The organism is Bacteroidales bacterium, assembly GCA_018334875.1.
Lineage (GTDB): Bacteria > Bacteroidota > Bacteroidia > Bacteroidales > UBA12077 > JAGXLC01.
Genome location: JAGXLC010000072.1, coordinates 1 through 16,895, shown reverse-complemented (window position 1 = coordinate 16,895; position 16,895 = coordinate 1). Strand labels below are relative to the sequence as shown.

Genomic DNA, 16,895 nt, shown 5'->3' with positions numbered 1-16,895 from the left:
ACCTGCATTATTCATAAACGAATCCCGCTGGTAAGCGGGAAAGTTTATGAATGCGGGATGGATTGCGGGGTGGATGCAGGTAACCCCGCATTAGAAAAACCGGCTTTTTGCGAAAAATAATGAAGCGAAAAGCCAGGTTTTTCAATAGCGTCAGAATTATTTGTGAATAATTTGGGTTTAATAAAATATTGTGCTATGGCTGAAAATTTTGGAGAGATCATTCAGGTAATCGGACCGGTTGTTGATGTGAGTTTTGAGAAGAGCGGCGGAGAGTTGCCTGATATATTTGAGGCTTTGGAAATTCATAAAACGGATGGATCCAGGCTGGTTTTGGAAACCCAGCAACATCTTGGTGAATATACAGTAAGAACCATCGCCCTTGATGCTACTGACGGTGTAAGGCGTGGAACGGAGGTTAAAGCTACCGGCTCCACTATAAGAATGCCTGTCGGTAATCAGGTTAGAGGCCGGGTGCTTAATGTAATAGGAGAACCCATTGACGGAATGGAGCCTTTGAACAAGGAAGGCGGTTATCCGGTGCATCAGGGTTCACCTGAATATACGGAACTTTCCACTGAAACTGAGGTATTGCATACAGGAATTAAAGTGATTGATCTGATAGAACCCTATCCAAAAGGAGGAAAGATCGGTTTGTTTGGAGGGGCAGGTGTAGGTAAAACCGTTCTGATCATGGAAATGATCGACAACATTGCCAAAGCCTATTCCGGCTTAACTGTTTTTTCGGGCGTTGGAGAAAGAACCCGTGAAGGGAATGATTTGGTGAGGGAAATGATTGAGTCGGGAGTGATCAAGTACGGCGAAGCATTTCAGAAAAGCGTGGAAGCCGGAGGCTGGGATCTTTCCAAAGTAAATCTCGAAGAGCTTCAGAATTCTCAGGCCAGCTTAGTCTTCGGGCAGATGAATGAGCCTCCCGGAGCCCGGCTTACTGTTGCTTTATCCGGTCTTACACTTGCCGAATCATTTCGCGATCAGGGGACACGGGAAGGTGGAGAAGGAAGTGATATATTGTTTTTTGTTGATAATGTATTCCGGTTTACCCAAGCAGGGGCTGAAGTGTCGGCACTTCTTGGAAGAATGCCTTCGGCTGTTGGATATCAGCCTACATTGGCCACTGAAATGGGTGAAATGCAGGAGCGGATTACTTCCACCCGTAACGGGTCCATAACCTCTGTTCAGGCAGTGTATGTCCCTGCCGACGACCTTACCGACCCCGCTCCTGCCACAACTTTTAGCCACCTGGATGCGACTACGGTTTTAAGCAGAAGGATTGCCGAGCTTGGGATTTATCCTTCCGTCGATCCACTTGATTCTACTTCCAGAATATTAACACCGGAAATTGTAGGTGAAAAGCATTATAATGTAGCCCAGCAAGTAAAAGAGATTTTGCAACGAAATCGTGAATTACAGGATATTATTGCCATTCTGGGTATGGAAGAGCTTTCGGAAGAAGATAAAATGGTGGTACATAGAGCCAGAAAAGTTCAACGCTTCCTTTCACAGCCATTCCATGTGGCTGAGCAATTTACGGGTAAACCCGGAGTGCTGGTAAAAATTGAGGATACCATCAGAGGTTTTGAAATGATACTAAACGGAGAGGTAGATAAATATCCTGAGTCGGCCTTTAGCATGCTGGGAACAATAGATGAAGCCATAGAGAAAGGCGAGAAAATGCTGGCGGGAAGAGAAGAATAATAAGCTTTGGACCATATATCATGCATTTAGAAATCGTTACACCCGAGAAAACCCTTTTTGAAGGGAAAGTAGAACTGATCCAGGTACCTGGAAGCAAAGGTCAGTTTCAGGTACTTCAGTACCATGCCCCGATTATTTCTACCCTTGAAAAGGGGACCATCAGGGTGGAGGAATCCACGGGTAACCCGCAGTATTTTGATATTGAAGGGGGGATAATCGAAGTACAGAGGAACAAAACCATCATTCTCGCCGAAGTAGCTTGATATTCGTTGGATATGATTTTCTTCGCAAAGCCACAATGTTCTGAAAGCAACCATTTATGCAGCCAGTTAAGTTTCTTGTACTCCGTTTCAGTTCCATCGGAGATATTGTTCTGACCACTCCGGTTGTCAGGGGATTGAAAAATCAGGTGGAAAATGCTGAAGTACACTTTTTTACCAAAACCGAGTATAAAGATATCCTGGAAGCCAACCCATATATAGATAAGGTTCATGTGCTGCGTAAAGATCTGAGGAAGCAACTCGACGATCTGAAGTATGAATTCTACGACTATATCATTGATCTGCACAAAAACCTGCGCACAAAACGTATCATTTCCGGGCTGGGGATTATCGATTTTACCTTTGACAAATTAAACTGGAAAAAGTGGTATTATGTGAATTTCAAGGTTAATAAGCTCCCTGATAAGCATATTGTTGACAGATATTTTAAAGCCGTAGATATTTTTGATGTGGAAAATGACCACCAGGGACTTGATTATTTCATACCTTCCCGTGATGAGGTGAACTCTTCCGGTTTTCCTCCCCCTTTTAAGGAAGGTTATATTGCTTTTGCCATTGGTGCCAAACACAATACCAAAAAACTGACTACGGATAAGATCATTTCTGTTATTGATCAAACCGGGTTGCCGGTTATTTTGCTGGGTGGCCCTGAAGACCGGGAAAATGGAGAAACCATTGCCCGGCAATGCGGCGATTGGGTATTGAATGCCTGCGGCAGCTATAACATCAATCAATCTGCTTCGGTAATCAGACAATCAAGGGTAGTTATCACGCATGATACCGGCCTTATGCATATTGCATCAGCTTTTCATAAGCGGATCATTTCTGTTTGGGGCAATACGGTACCCGAATTTGGTATGTACCCCTATATGCCCCATCCGGATTCCATCCTTTTTGAAATACGCGGATTGCCTTGCCGGCCATGCTCCAAACTGGGGTTTAGGAAATGTCCTAAAAAGCATTTCCGGTGCATTATGGATATTGACAGTGCTGCCATAGCATCGAAGGCCGCAGAGTTGTTTTCTGATGGGCCTGGAAGCAACTCCCAATAACTGTTTAGAGTCTGTCTATAATATCCGCTCGCTGCGTTACGCTCGTTTTTCATGCCAGTCGATTACATCAAGTAAACTCCTGTCATTCAAAACTAGCAAGCCTTGCGAGCGAACATTCTAGACGAGACTCTTTCAAATCTCCTGGACTTTATGGACAAACACTGTTAAGTACCTTACCCGGCAAAAGAGGCCGGTAAGATATAGTAAAATGTTGCACTTTTCAGTTTTGCTGTCTTAATCCACCTCCTGTTCCCTGCATGGAGGATACCTTGTTGTTCAAATATTGCTCATAATCTTTTGAAAGCTCTTCCTGCCCGAATTTTTTAGTGATCTGGGATAGCCTGTGCATGATATGCAAGCCCATCCGTTGTTCCCTGGAAATGGCATCGGCAAAAGGCTGATTTAGACTAAAGTAGTAATTGAGTTCATTCTTTGTATATCCTGCGAACTCTTCAGCCAGTGCATTGGCTTTTTCGGTTGCATCAGCCCTGTAATACTCGGTAAGGATCTCCAGAACCCACATACCGTAGGGAAGCTGACTGTTTGGAGTAAGCTCCATTGCCCGGTCAAGCGTTTCAACGGCCTTTTGTTTTTTGTCCTCATCAATTAGTTTGCGGGCCAGCCGGGCGAATTTATTTCTGATACGGATCACATTGCTTGTTCGTCTGCTGGTATAATCCATATACACATCCGGGTCCTGCATATTGCCATAACTGAATTCTTCCATAAGATTTTGGTACATGATCTCGGAATCTACCCTTCCCACATCTACCCTGTCTTCTGCTTCTGTTTTGATAGGCACCAGCCTGTAGGCAAACCCCTCCAGTTGGAGATAATCACTTAAGCCCAGGTTGGTCTCATCGCTGGGTGAAACAAAGTAAACCGGTCGTTCCCAGTTAAAGTTTGCCAGGAGATCGAGCATCATGAGATCATTTTTCATGAGGTTGTTTCTGTTTACCTGCCATCTTATTTCATCTACGATTTGATCGGCATTTTCAGGTTTAACAATCCCTCGGTTAACTACTTTTGCTGAGTCCACGTTCAACTTGAACTTTTGGGTGGGTATATAATTGATTTTTTGGTTGCCGCGGGAAGAGAGCTGGGTACGTTCGTCGTCGCTGGCGACAAAATCCACTACCTGTTTGACATCCACAAAGTTCTCTACTTTATTGAGCATGGGTACCTGATCCCGTGTGCCTTGTTTGTATTGATCCTGTTCCATGCTGAAAGGCACCGGATCGGAATCATAAGCCTTTCTTTTCATCTGGTCGATGTACCAGTCCGTGTTCAGTAGGCTGAGATTAACCACCCGGACGTCGGTTCTTATGCCTTCCACTTCCTGGGCGTACCATAGTGGGAAGGTATCGTTATCTCCATGGGTAAAGAGAATGGCGTTGGGAGCGCAGCTATTTAAGTAGTTGTAGGCATAGTCGCGGGCTATATAACGCCCCGAACGGTCGTGATCGTCCCAGTTTTCTTTAGCCATGTTCACCGGTACCAGCACCAGCGTGAGTATTATAGCAAGGATGGCGCTGAAAACCTTCGGAGCTTTATTTTTGAATAGATTGTATATCCCAAGAACTCCCAGGCCAATCCACATGGAGAAAGCATAGAAGGAACCCGCGTATGCATAATCTCTTTCCCTTGGCTGCAGTGGTGTTTGATTAAGGTATACCACAATAGCCAGGCCTGTAAACAGAAACAGGAGCAGCACCACCGTAAAATCCTTTGGATTTTTCTTGTATTGAAAGAAGAAACCAATTAAGCCGAGCAGGAGAGGCAACATATAATAGGTGTTCCTGGCCTTGTTGTTTTTGAATTTCTCGGGAAGATTGTCTTGATTTCCGAGTCTGGTTTCGTCGAGGGGCTTAATACCGCTCAGCCAGTTACCATTTAGGGGACCTCCGTGCCCCTGAATGTCGTTCTGCCGGCCGGCAAAATTCCACATGAAATACCTCAGGTACATATGGCCTACCTGGTATCTGAAAAAGAATTTCAGGTTTTCACCGAAAGTGGGGACGTTTCTGGTTTCTTCCTCCCCGCGTTGGTTGGTTACAGTAACCTGTCTGCCTTCAATATTAGCCCATTTTTTGTATTCCTGCACATGATTCGACTGTCTGCTATACATTCTCGGGAAGAAGGTGGTAAACCGTTCATCATATTCATAATCTGGGTTTAAGGAATACGATTTTACATATTTATTCCCTTCCTTGACATAAGTATGGGGTTGCTCACTGTCCACGATGGGAGCGTTGTAATAAGGGCCGGTAACCAGGGGATGTTGACCGTATTGCTCCCTTTTCAGGTAATGATACAGGGAAAAAACGGTTTGCGGGTCGTTTTCATCCATCGGAGGATCTGCTGCAGATCGGATCATGAGCATGGTGTACGATGAATAACCGAGGATCACTACTGTTAAACCAAGAAGCAATGTGTTGAGCGTAACCTTTTTCAGTTTATGGGTACGGTACAGGCCCCAGGCAAGAAGCGCTGCAATTGCCAGGATAAAAATGAAATTTCCGGTGTTAAAAGGTAATCCCAATCCATTAACAAACAGAAGTTCAAATCCGGAAGCCAGTCTTACAATACCTGGTATAATGATAAAATTGAAGGTACCCAAAAGGATTATTGAAAGCAGTGCGGCTCCCAAAATTCCTCTGTTGGTGATTTTGTATTTTCTAAAGTAATAAACAAAAACAATGGCGGGAATAGCCAGTAGATTCAGCAGGTGAACACCGATGGATATCCCCATAAGGAAGGCAATTAAAATAATCCAGCGGTTGGAATGCTTTTCATAGGCTACATTTTCCCATTTAAGAATGGCATAGAAAACAAAGGCAGTAAAAAGGGAGGAAAATGCATAAACTTCTCCTTCTTCAGCCGAAAACCAGAATGTATCGGAAAAGGTTAAGGCGAGCGCACCCACCACACCGGCACCAATAACGGCAAGCAAGTTGCCTTTATCATTTTCCACGGAGAATATTTTTCTTGCCAGGTGGGTGATGCTCCAAAAAAGAAACAATACGGTAAAGGCACTCGCTAATGCCGACATGCTGTTGACCATCAGTGCAACCTTACTGCTGTCAGGAGCAAAAATGGAAAATAGCCTTGCTACCAGCATAAAAAAGGGAGCGCCGGGAGGGTGGCCCACCATAAGCTTAAAAGCAGATGCAATGTATTCGCCACAATCCCAGAAACTAACTGTAGGTTCTATGCCCATCAGTAGTACTGTGGCCGCTATCAGAAAAATGATCCAGCCCGTAATTGTATTGACTTTCTTAAATCGTTCCATGGTGGGGTATTATTTTAAGATACAGTTAATTTTATTCTGCACGAAAATAATGAATTTTACCGGTGATGATTTTAATTTGCAAATTAAAAATAAATTATAATAAGAAAGGTATTGAATGTTTCGATTTTTTTATATTTGCTGTGATTTTAAAACGTAATTTTAACCTCTGTTTTATCAAATATGTCAAAAATTAATACAGATATGGCGAAAACAAATATGGAAAATGAATCCAATGCCATTAACCTTATAGGCGTTGGTACCGAGATTACCGGTGACATCAATACCAATGGTGATATCAGAATAGATGGTTTTCTGTCGGGCAACATCATGACAGACGGGAAACTGGTAGTAGGAGAAACCGGGAAGATTAAAGGGGAGATTGATTGTAAGAACTCTGAGGTGTTGGGAATGATAGAAGGGAAGATCAAGGTTAAGGAGTTGCTTTCACTCAAAGCTTCAGCAAGGATATATGGGGATATAGTCACGCAGAAGCTTTCAATTGAACCCGGCTCCCTGTTTACCGGCAATTGTAATATGAATGAGGATGCAATAAAGAATGTCCAGTCAGGAAAATCAGGAAAACGGGCGGAAAAACAACAGGAACAAACAAAAGGAGACCAAAAGGGAGACCAGAAAGGATTCAAATCCTCTTAGAGAATATGCCCGATATTCCGCGCTGGGTTTCCAGATGATGGTTATCATTTTATTGGGATTATACGGGGGGATGAAACTGGATGAATGGGTTTCCGGAATCAACTTTCCGCTGTTTACCCTTCTTGGTGTAATCCTGGGGGTTGTTCTGGGTATATATTATGCCATTAAAGATTTTATTAAATTCAAATGATATGCCGAAACCTTTGCAACAATTTTTATTGCAGCAGCTTTATATGACGATCGTAGTGTATGTTGCCGGTTTCCTGGCTTTTATGTATATGTTCCCCGGGCACTATGATTCCTTTTTTATTTTTCTCCCGGTTATTTTTTATGTTGTAATGGCTGTTTTTCACGGAACGCTTATTGGAGCTTCAAGACTGCCCGTAAAGAAGTTTTCCTCCCGTTTCCTGGGTTTACTGGGTGCCAAATTGCTTCTGTTTCTCATTTTTATCATTACTTTCTCTTATTTTAATCCCCAGATTGCAGTGCCTTTCTTAGTTACTTTCTTAATACTTTATATTATTTATACTGTTTTTGAGATTGTTAACCTTTTTCACTATGTTCGGGGGAAAAAGGCAGAGTAAAAGGTTTGTAAAGAAGGCATAATGGAAAAAATATAATGTTATTCGTATAACATTGTTAAAAAAATAACAATCTGTTTGGAGGGAATTTTTTTTCATATTATTTTTGCCCCACTTAAGATGGCATTTTGGTGATTATGCGGGTTTTTTAAATTGTAAGGTATAAAATATCAACACAAAATTATCTTGGAAATATTTCTAAAATTATACCTTTGCAAGTTGTCAATCAAAAAATTCAGATTAAAGCTAAATAATTATGGAAAGCAAACTTCAGGAACTTACCAATAAGTTGTATAATGAGGGGGTAGAAAAAGCCAACGAAGAAGCCAATAAGATCGTTGAGGATGCAAAGAAGGAGGCTGATAAGATTAAGAATGAGGCTCAAAAGGAAGCCGATGAGATCATCAGCAATGCCAGGAAAGAATCCGAAGATCTAAAGAAAAATGCCAAATCGGAAATTGAACTGGCAGCCAAGCAAACCCTTCGCGAAGTGCAAAAACAGATCACCGGGATGATCACCATGGGGGTGATCAAAGAACCGGTGAAAGAATCAATGAATGATACCGAGTTTATCAAGGAACTCATCGAAACACTCATTAAAAACTGGAGTTCCCCATCGGGTGAACAGGCCAATCTTGCCGTAACCATTCCAGAAAATAAAAAGAAAGAACTCCAGGATTACCTGGAAAAACAGGCCGCCCAACAGCTTAATGCGGGAATTCAGGTAGAGATCTCCGATCGTATGAGGGGTGGATTTTCAATCGGACCTGCCGACGGATCTTATAAGATTAGTTTTTCCGAAGAGGACTTTGAAAATTTCTTCAAGAGCTATCTGAGACCGCGCACCGTAGAAATGCTTTTTTCTGAAAAAGGTAAAGAGGAAAAATAGTATGGCTCAAAATTATTATCACTGCTTTGTTGCAGGCTTACCTGATATTTTGCTTGACGAGACGGAAGTGAATTTTTCAATGCATGATTTTAAAAATACATTGGAAGAGGAGCTTTATCCGGAGGATTATGAACTGGCTCAATTGCTATTCCTTCCTTATGACAACCAGAATTTGCTGTTGTTCCTGCAGGAAAAATACGATCAGTTCAGTGAGCTGGGCAATTACACCGTTTCGGATTTTGAAAGTGAATTGACTGAGGGAGGGGATCTTTTTTCCCTGCCCGATTATATGTATGAGTTTGTAGAACAATATAGGGAAGACCGTAACAGCAGGACTTTAAAACAATGGGAAAACCATTTGACCCGGATGTTTTATGATTATGTGTTCTCATTCCGGGATCAGTTTCTTACCGATTGGTTCACTTTTGAAATGAATGTTACCAATGTTTTAATCGGGTTAAACTGCAGAGAATTTGATAAGGATCCGGAAGAAGAGCTGATTGGTGACAATTTCGTTACTGAGGCAGTCAATAAGAGCAGTGCAAAAGATTTTGGTCTTGCACCGATTTTGGATTATGTAGGTCAGGTAATCGGTATAGCCGAGAAGGACAATCTATTGGCCCGCGAAAAAAGCCTGGACCAGTTCAGATGGGACCAATTGGACGAATTCACCCGGTTTCATTACTTTTCGCTGGAAGTTATTTTGGCCTATACCATCAAACTTCAGATGGTTTACCGGTGGATGGAACTTGATGAACAAACCGGAAGAGAATTGTTTAAACAGTTAATTGAGGAATTAAAAGAGAGTTTTGAATTTTCAAAAGAATTCATGATCAATGAGTAAAGAAAATAACATCACAAGAGGCAAGATCACAGGTATTATTGCAAATCTTGTCATGGTTGAAGCCGACGGACCGGTGCAACAAAATGAGATCTGCTATATTGCTCAGCAAGATAGTAAATTAATGTCTGAGGTCATTAAAGTAATGGGTACTACTGCCTATATCCAGGTTTTTGAAAGTACCCGGGGTTTAAGGGTAGGTGATACCGTTGAATTTGTCGGCCATATGCTGGAAGTAAATCTTGGTCCGGGTATTTTGTCCCGTAACTATGATGGTTTGCAGAATGACCTGGACAAGATGGAAGGAATTTTCCTTCACCGGGGAGCTCACACGGAGGCCCTGGATCAGGAAAGGAAATACGAATTCAAACCCATTGCCAAAGAGGGTGACACAGTTATTGCCGGCGACTGGCTCGGTGAAGTTACTGAAAACTGGTTGCCCCATAAAATTATGGTTCCCTTTAAATTTGAAGGGAAATTTAAGGTTAAATCCGTTGCCGGCGAAGGGGAATATACGATAAACGATACCATGGCTGTGTTGCTGGATGAAGATGACCGGGAAGTGGAAGTCACCATGGTACAGCAATGGCCTGTTAAAGTTCCTATTAAGAATTTCCGGGAGAAACCCAGACCATTCAAATTGCTTGAGACAGGTATTCGTATTATAGATACATTGAATCCCATTGGCGAAGGAGGAACCGGCTTTATTCCCGGCCCGTTTGGTAGCGGTAAAACGGTATTGCAGCATGCCCTGTCCAAGCAGGCCGAAGCTGACATGATCATTATGGCAGCCTGCGGTGAACGTGCAAACGAGGTGGTTGAAATATTTACCGAATTTCCCGAGCTGGAAGATCCAAGAACAAGCAGGAAACTGATGGAACGAACAACCATTATCGCCAATACATCCAACATGCCGGTTGCAGCACGTGAAGCCTCTGTGTATACAGCCATGACCATTGCTGAGTATTACAGGGCCATGGGCCTGAAGATTCTGATGCTTGCCGATTCTACTTCGAGGTGGGCTCAGGCGCTTAGGGAGATGTCCAACCGAATGGAGGAGCTTCCCGGGCCTGATGCTTATCCTATGGACCTGACAGCCATTATATCGAATTTCTATTCAAGGGCCGGTTACGTGTACCTGAATAATGGTGAGGCCGGCTCCATCACATTTATCGGTACCGTTTCACCCGCCGGAGGTAACCTGAAAGAGCCCGTGACAGAGGCTACTAAAAAGGCCGCACGATGTTTCTATGCGCTTTCTCAGGATCGTGCCGACAGCAAACGTTACCCCGCAGTTGATCCCATCGACAGCTATTCCAAATATCTTGAATACCCCGAAATGGAAAATTATCTGAAGGAAAATATTGGAGATACATGGCCAGAGCAGATTCAGTTGCTTAAGAATGTGCTGTTGAGAGGGCGTGAAGCTTCCGAGCAGATTAACATTTTGGGTGACGATGGTGTGCCGGTAGATTACCACATTACCTTCTGGAAATCCGAAGTAGTGGACTTTGTCCTCCTGCAGCAGGATGCCTTCGATGAGATCGATGCCCAAACATCTATTGAACGTCAAAAATATATGCTCGAAAAAGTGATCAATATATACAATACCAACTTTAACTTTGAGCATTTTGAAGAAGTCAGCGAATATTTCAAACGGTTGGTCGACGAACTCAGGCAAATGAACTACTCAGAGTTCAAATCCGATAAGTTTCAACAGTTTGAAAAGGAATTAGAACAAATTATTGAAGAAAGAAAGGCCTAAGTATATGGAAACACAAGCATTTCAAAAGATTTATACCAAAATTGAGCAAATTACCAAAGCCACTATAACGCTTAGAGCATCAGGTGTGGGTAATGAAGAGATTGCATTGGTGAACGGACGAATGGCCCAGGTGGTCAAGATCGTTGGAGATGAGGTAACCCTCCAGGTATACGGAGGTACAGAAGGCATACCCACCAATGCGGAAGTGGTCTTTTTTGGAAGAACCGCCCAGTTGAATGTTGGAGACGAACTCTCAGGGAGATTTTTCAATGCCTACGGAGACCCCATTGACGGCGGGCCCGATGTGGAAGGAAAAGAAGTGGAGATTGGCGGACCTACTGTGAACCCGGTACGACGCTTACAGCCTTCGGAATTCATCCCTACCGGGATTGCCGGTATTGACCTGAATAATGCACTGGTTACCGGCCAGAAGATCCCTTTCTTTGCTGATCCTGACCAGCCTTACAATCAGGTGATGTCGATGGTTGCCCTCCGCGCCCAGGCAGATAAGATTATACTGGGAGGAATGGGACTGACCAACGACGATTACCTGTATTATAAAAATGTGTTTGATAATGCGGGTGCACTGGATCGTATCATTAGTTTCGTGAATACTACCGAAGACCCCTCTGTAGAACGGTTGCTGGTGCCCGATATGTGTCTGACGGCTGCAGAGCACTTTGCCGTGGAGAAAAACCAAAAAGTGCTTGTTCTGCTTACCGACATGACCCTCTTTGCAGACGCGCTCAGTATTGTTTCCAACCGTATGGATCAGATACCTTCCAAAGACAGTATGCCCGGATCGCTTTACAGTGACCTGGCCCGGATATATGAAAAAGCCGTGCAGTTTCCTGAAGGCGGTTCGATCACCATCGTTGCGGTTACCACCCTTTCGGGCGGAGACATAACCCATGCCATTCCTGACAACACAGGGTATATCACTGAGGGACAGCTTTTTCTCAGGAACGATACCGATGTGGGTAAAGTCATCGTTGATCCGTTCCGGAGCCTCTCCCGGTTGAAACAGTTAGTAATTGGTAAGAAAACAAGAGAGGATCACCCTCAGGTGATGAACGCGGCGATCCGTCTTTTTGCCGATGCTTCCAATGCCAAGACCAAACTGGAAAATGGTTTCGACCTGACCGAATACGACCGGAGAGCCCTTGAATTTGCCAAAGATTATTCCAAAGAACTTCTGGCCATCGACGTAAACATCGAAGTGAATGAAATGCTCGATACGGCCTGGAGACTTTTTGATAAGCACTTTAAGCGTACCGAAGTAAGTGTTAAGAAGGACCTTGTAGATAAATACTGGCCAAGTGATAGCGAAGAATAAAGCATTATCGTATGTCCATAAAATTTCAATACAATAAAATATCCCAGCAAAGACTGCAAAAGCAGCTTGATATCCGGTTACGGGCTTTGCCTACCCTTCAGAGTAAAGAAGCAGCCTTAAGGGTGGAGGTAAAAAAGGCCAAGGATACCATGAAAGAGCTTGATAAAAAGCTCCAGGAGAAACTGGATCAATATGAGGATATGGCCCGTCTTTGGTGTGAGTTTGACAAGGATTTGGTAACCATCCGGGAGGTGAAGCTGGCTACCAAAAAGATTGCCGGTACCAAAACACCGGTTTTGGAGGATGTGGATTTTGATTTGAAGGATTTCAGTATGTACAACAACCCCAGTTGGTACCTTAAAGGGGTAGACCTGCTGGAATCTCTGGGCCAGATTGCTGTCGAGAAAGAAGTCTTCCGAAAGAAGATGGAGTTGTTGGATTATGCCAGGAAAAAAACAACCCAGAAAGTGAACTTGTATGAAAAAGTCCAGATACCTGAGTACCTGGATGCAATAAATAAAATCAAACGCTTTTTGGAGGATCAGGAAAATCTTTCCAAGGCAGCACAGAAGATAGTGAAGAAACGTCATGAACAACAAAATCAGTAGGGAGGTATTGGCATGATCACTCCAATGACCAGATATTCTTTTTTAATTTACCATAAGGAGTATAATGATTTTTTGCAGAAGCTGCAGGATATTGGTGTTCTTCATATTGCCGAAAAGGCAGATGAATATGATGAGGAGACCAGGCAGGCCCTTGAAGACATTAAAAAACTGAATGAAACCATTCGTTTTCTTGAGAAAAAGGGTCAGGAAGAAAATCCTGCGGATGATGGAACCCAACCTTTTGATATTGTCAGGGATATTAAGGAGAAGCAGGATGAAATTGCCAATATCGAACAGGAATTGGTAGCTCTGAGAAAAGATATAAATAAAGCCCATCCCTGGGGCGATTTTACAGATGACATGAAGCAAAAACTGAAGGAGTTGAATCTTACTCCCCGGTTTTTTGTGGTCAATGAAAAATATTTTGACAGCGATTGGGAAAATCAGTATTACCTGGAACGGATCAACAATATTAGTGGTAATCTTTATTTTGTCATACTGCAGGAAGGAGATCAGGAAATAGATATTGAGGCCGAGGAGGTTCGGTTGCCCGACGAATCCCTTTCCGAGCTGGACAGAAAGTATGACGAAAAAGAGAAGCGTATTCAGGAGATCAACAGAATTTTTGATGAATACGCTGAAAAATATTTGGAACTATTACGGAATGAAAGAAAACGGCTCCAGGAGAAGACCGATTTCAATCAGGCACTGAATCATACAGAGTCACAGGCCGAGGATAAGGTGATGCTCCTGGAAGGATGGGTACCTGAAGACAAAGAAGAGGAATTGAAGGCTTTTCTTGAAAAGGAAAATGTGCTTTATGTTAGCAGCGATGTGAAAAGTGAAGATCCTTACCAGGTGCCCATACAGCTAAAAAATGGCAAATTTGCCAAGGTCTTTGAACCTTTGCAGAAAATGATTGATTTACCCAATTATTATGAATTGGACCTGACTCCGTTTTTTGCCCCGTTTTTTGCCCTGTTTTTTGGTTTTTGTCTTGGAGACGTGGGTTACGGCATCGTTATACTGGCTGCAGTAACCATCTATAAGCACACCAAGGCTAAGCCTGGCATGAAGATTTATCTGACTATGGCACAATATCTGGGCGCCGCGACTGTCCTTATGGGGCTTATTGGTGGTACCGTTTTTGGTATCAGTTTAACAAATATTGACTGGGCTTCCCAGGTCAGAAATATGATTTTAGACCGCAACCAACTGTTTTACGCGTCGTTAGGCCTTGGAATATTACAGATACTTTTTGGATTGATATTGAAAGCCTATAGATTGTGGAAATTCAGTGGCTTTCCTTATTCTTTATCCACGTGGGGATGGGTGTTGGCCCTGCTTTCCCTTGTCTTTTATATGGGAGGGGATCAGCTTGGCTGGTTTACCCAAAGTGCGGCGAAGCCTTATTTCAACGGAGCATTGATATTTAGCGGTGTGTTGATATTTCTGTTCAGCGATCCCAAACTGAATATTTTTGCCCGTCTAGGGAAAGGTGTGTGGGATGCATACAATACCGTTACCGGGGTGTTTGGCGATGTATTGTCCTACATTCGTTTGTTTGCAATTGGCATATCCACCGCAATTCTGGGTTTTGTTATCAATGAAATTGCCCTTACGTTTGGTCAGATTCCCTATGTGGGCCCGGTGGTTTTCATTCTTATTCTTGTCATCGGGCACATCGGCAATCTTCTGATATCATCGCTCAGTGCTTTTGTTCATCCCATGCGTCTGACATTTGTAGAATTTTATAACAATGCCGGTTTTACCGGTGGAGGAAAGAAATACAAACCATTTACAAAATCATTATAGAAGTTAAATTTTAAAAAGGAGAGATAAATTATGGATTTACCTGTTATTCTAGCGTATACCGGATTAGCGTTGTTTTTCTTAGCCGGAATCGGAAGTGCCATTGGCGTTGCGAAGGGTGGCAATGCTACCATCGGAGCTTTAAAGAAAAGACCGGATGCCTTTGGTAGTTACATGTTGCTGAGTGCATTACCTGGTACACAGGGATTATATGGATTTGCAGGCTTTTTTATTATACACAATCAATTGCCTGCAATCGTGGAAGAAGGTATGGTCATGTACCAGGGAGTCTCCATTCTTGCTGCAGGAATCGCATTGGGCATCGTCGGCCTTTGGTCGGCAAGATGGCAGGGTGGAGTTACTGCCAATGGAATTGCCGGAATCGGATCAGGTCATGACGTGTTCGGTAATACGATGATACTAGCCGTATTCCCCGAATTGTATGCAATTATTGCTTTTGCTGCAACATTCCTGATTAGCGGAGCTTTATAAACAAGAGCCAAAAGGTATGATAAGTTCTGATTGACGAATGGTAACTTATTATCAGTTTATGCGTAAGATAAGGCGATGTTGATTTAAATCATCGCCTTTTTTATTTCATAATAAGAACAATGTGTTATAAATTTACATACATTTGGGGGCTGATAAAAAAGTATCTATGTTCGGAAGATATAAACATACAGTTGTTGCAGCGGTAACTTTGGCTTTCATTGTATGTTTTCAGCCCGAATCTTTTTCTTCGGCAGATAGCGGAGTAATGGTCAATGAATCTGCCGGGGAGGAGGAACAGGATGAAGATGGATTTAATCCCGGCCGGATGATCATGGATCATGTGGTGGATCATTATAGCTGGCATATTGTTACCATAGGCGATACCGACGTAAGCCTTCCTTTGCCGGTTATTTTGTATAGTAAGGACCGCGGCTGGTTCTCATTTTGGTCGTATCATTTTGATCATGGACATCAATCCTATAAACGGTTCAAGATTGCGCAGGAAGGAACAAATAAGGGAAACATTGTTGAGTTGGATGAACAGGGTCGTGTTAAGGAAGAGCAACCCATTGACTTGTCAATTACAAAAACAGTAGCGGCTGTCTTTGTGAGTATTATCCTGTTGCTGGCCATCTTCCTGCCCATTGCAAATCGCTACAAACGGCAACCCAACCGGCCGCCAAAGGGAATGCAATCGCTTCTGGAGCCTCTGATTCTTTTTGTGCGGGATGATATTGCCAGGCCTAGCATCGGAGAAAAACATCATGAAAGATTAACCCCCTTTCTGCTTTCTGTTTTCTTTTTTATTCTGCTGAACAATCTTCTTGGTTTGATTCCCATTTTTCCTGCCGGCGCCAATACCACCGGTAATATATCTGTTACTATGGCACTTGCCTTGTTTACTTTTATAGGAATTGTTATTACAGGCAAAAGGCATTATTGGCGGGAAATATTCAACCCCCCCGCCGTTCCCTGGTGGCTGAAGTTTCCTTTTCCATTGGTTCCTTTAATAGAGTTTGTGGGTATATTCATCCGGCCTTTTACACTAATGATCCGACTTTTTGCCAATATTTCGGCAGGTCACATTGTAATGCTTGGATTTTTAAGTTTGATATTCATTTTTGGCAATATGAACCCTTTAATAGGATATGGTGTATCGGTATTTTCAGTGATTTTTACTGTATTTCTCACATTATTGGAGTTGTTGGTTGCTTTTATTCAGGCTTACGTTTTTACCATATTATCGGCACTTTATCTTGGAATGGCTGTAGGGGAAATTGAATGATAAATATTTATTTTATACATAAACTAAATTGATTGACTATGAGTGTATTAACTGTTTTATTACAAACTTCTATTGGTTTAGGACTGGCAGAGCTTGGAGCCGGTTTTGGAGCAGCTATAGCTGCCGTTGCCGCAGCTATCGGAATTGGGAAAATTGGTGCCACAGCAATGGAATCCATTGCCCGGCAGCCTGAGGCAGCGGGTGACATCCGTTCCAACATGATCGTATCGGCAGCCTTGATTGAAGGGGTGGCGTTTTTTGCCATTGTGGTCTGCTTTTTGATTGTTTTTGTAG

The 16,895-nt window shown here is 42.9% G+C and carries 16 protein-coding genes; 15 read left to right on the top strand and 1 reads right to left on the bottom strand.

Annotated elements, in window-relative coordinates; all coding sequences use genetic code 11:
• Positions 1-195: 195 nt before the first annotated feature.
• The 3 genes from KGY70_08215 to KGY70_08205 are packed head-to-tail and all read left to right on the top strand — an operon-like array spanning position 196 to position 3,046.
• Positions 196-1,713: a F0F1 ATP synthase subunit beta gene (locus tag KGY70_08215; protein MBS3775156.1), complete on the top strand. Its 1,518-nt coding sequence runs from the start codon at positions 196-198 to the stop codon at positions 1,711-1,713.
• Between the two features lie 20 nt (positions 1,714-1,733).
• A complete protein-coding gene (gene atpC / locus KGY70_08210) occupies positions 1,734-1,976 on the top strand; it encodes an ATP synthase F1 subunit epsilon (protein MBS3775155.1) in 243 nt (80 codons plus the stop codon).
• A 56-nt stretch (positions 1,977-2,032) separates the two neighbouring features.
• Positions 2,033-3,046: a glycosyltransferase family 9 protein gene (locus KGY70_08205; GenBank protein MBS3775154.1), complete on the top strand. Its 1,014-nt coding sequence runs from the start codon at positions 2,033-2,035 to the stop codon at positions 3,044-3,046.
• A 220-nt stretch (positions 3,047-3,266) separates the two neighbouring features.
• Here the strand turns inward: KGY70_08205 and KGY70_08200 are convergent, their stop codons facing one another.
• The gene (locus KGY70_08200; protein ID MBS3775153.1) at positions 3,267-6,338 is read right to left on the bottom strand and encodes a DUF2723 domain-containing protein; all 3,072 of its coding nucleotides are present in this window, start codon (positions 6,336-6,338) and stop codon (positions 3,267-3,269) included.
• Between the two features lie 216 nt (positions 6,339-6,554).
• Between KGY70_08200 and KGY70_08195 the strand changes: the two genes are divergently transcribed.
• The 12 genes from KGY70_08195 to atpE form a co-directional block, all read left to right on the top strand.
• Entirely contained in the window at positions 6,555-6,992 is a 438-nt protein-coding gene (locus KGY70_08195; protein MBS3775152.1) for a polymer-forming cytoskeletal protein, read from the top strand.
• Positions 6,993-7,026: 34 nt separating this feature from the next.
• Positions 7,027-7,182, top strand: a complete 156-nt coding sequence (locus KGY70_08190) for an AtpZ/AtpI family protein (GenBank protein MBS3775151.1) — start codon at positions 7,027-7,029, stop codon at positions 7,180-7,182.
• A gap of 1 nt (position 7,183) precedes the next feature.
• Positions 7,184-7,576, top strand: coding sequence for a hypothetical protein (locus KGY70_08185; GenBank protein ID MBS3775150.1), 393 nt, complete (start codon positions 7,184-7,186; stop codon positions 7,574-7,576).
• 253 nt (positions 7,577-7,829) lie between these two features.
• Positions 7,830-8,462 (top strand): peptidylprolyl isomerase, encoded by a 633-nt coding sequence (locus tag KGY70_08180; protein MBS3775149.1) that lies wholly within the window; start codon positions 7,830-7,832, stop codon positions 8,460-8,462.
• 1 nt (position 8,463) lies between these two features.
• Positions 8,464-9,306 carry a DUF2764 family protein gene (locus KGY70_08175; protein MBS3775148.1) on the top strand — a complete coding sequence of 281 codons (843 nt, stop codon included), beginning with the start codon at positions 8,464-8,466 and terminating at the stop codon, positions 9,304-9,306.
• Positions 9,299-11,068, top strand: a complete 1,770-nt coding sequence (locus tag KGY70_08170; protein ID MBS3775147.1) for a V-type ATP synthase subunit A — start codon at positions 9,299-9,301, stop codon at positions 11,066-11,068. Before KGY70_08175 ends, KGY70_08170 begins: the two co-directional genes overlap by 8 nt.
• A gap of 4 nt (positions 11,069-11,072) precedes the next feature.
• A complete protein-coding gene (locus KGY70_08165) occupies positions 11,073-12,404 on the top strand; it encodes a V-type ATP synthase subunit B (GenBank protein MBS3775146.1) in 1,332 nt (443 codons plus the stop codon).
• A gap of 11 nt (positions 12,405-12,415) precedes the next feature.
• Positions 12,416-13,012 carry a V-type ATP synthase subunit D gene (locus KGY70_08160; protein MBS3775145.1) on the top strand — a complete coding sequence of 199 codons (597 nt, stop codon included), beginning with the start codon at positions 12,416-12,418 and terminating at the stop codon, positions 13,010-13,012.
• A 12-nt stretch (positions 13,013-13,024) separates the two neighbouring features.
• Positions 13,025-14,827 (top strand): ATPase, encoded by a 1,803-nt coding sequence (locus KGY70_08155; GenBank protein MBS3775144.1) that lies wholly within the window; start codon positions 13,025-13,027, stop codon positions 14,825-14,827.
• Between the two features lie 30 nt (positions 14,828-14,857).
• Positions 14,858-15,316 (top strand): V-type ATP synthase subunit K, encoded by a 459-nt coding sequence (locus tag KGY70_08150; GenBank protein MBS3775143.1) that lies wholly within the window; start codon positions 14,858-14,860, stop codon positions 15,314-15,316.
• Between the two features lie 166 nt (positions 15,317-15,482).
• Positions 15,483-16,601 carry a F0F1 ATP synthase subunit A gene (atpB, locus tag KGY70_08145; protein MBS3775142.1) on the top strand — a complete coding sequence of 373 codons (1,119 nt, stop codon included), beginning with the start codon at positions 15,483-15,485 and terminating at the stop codon, positions 16,599-16,601.
• A gap of 38 nt (positions 16,602-16,639) precedes the next feature.
• The coding region (gene atpE / locus KGY70_08140) for an ATP synthase F0 subunit C (protein ID MBS3775141.1) at positions 16,640-16,895 on the top strand (256 nt) is incomplete at its 3' end.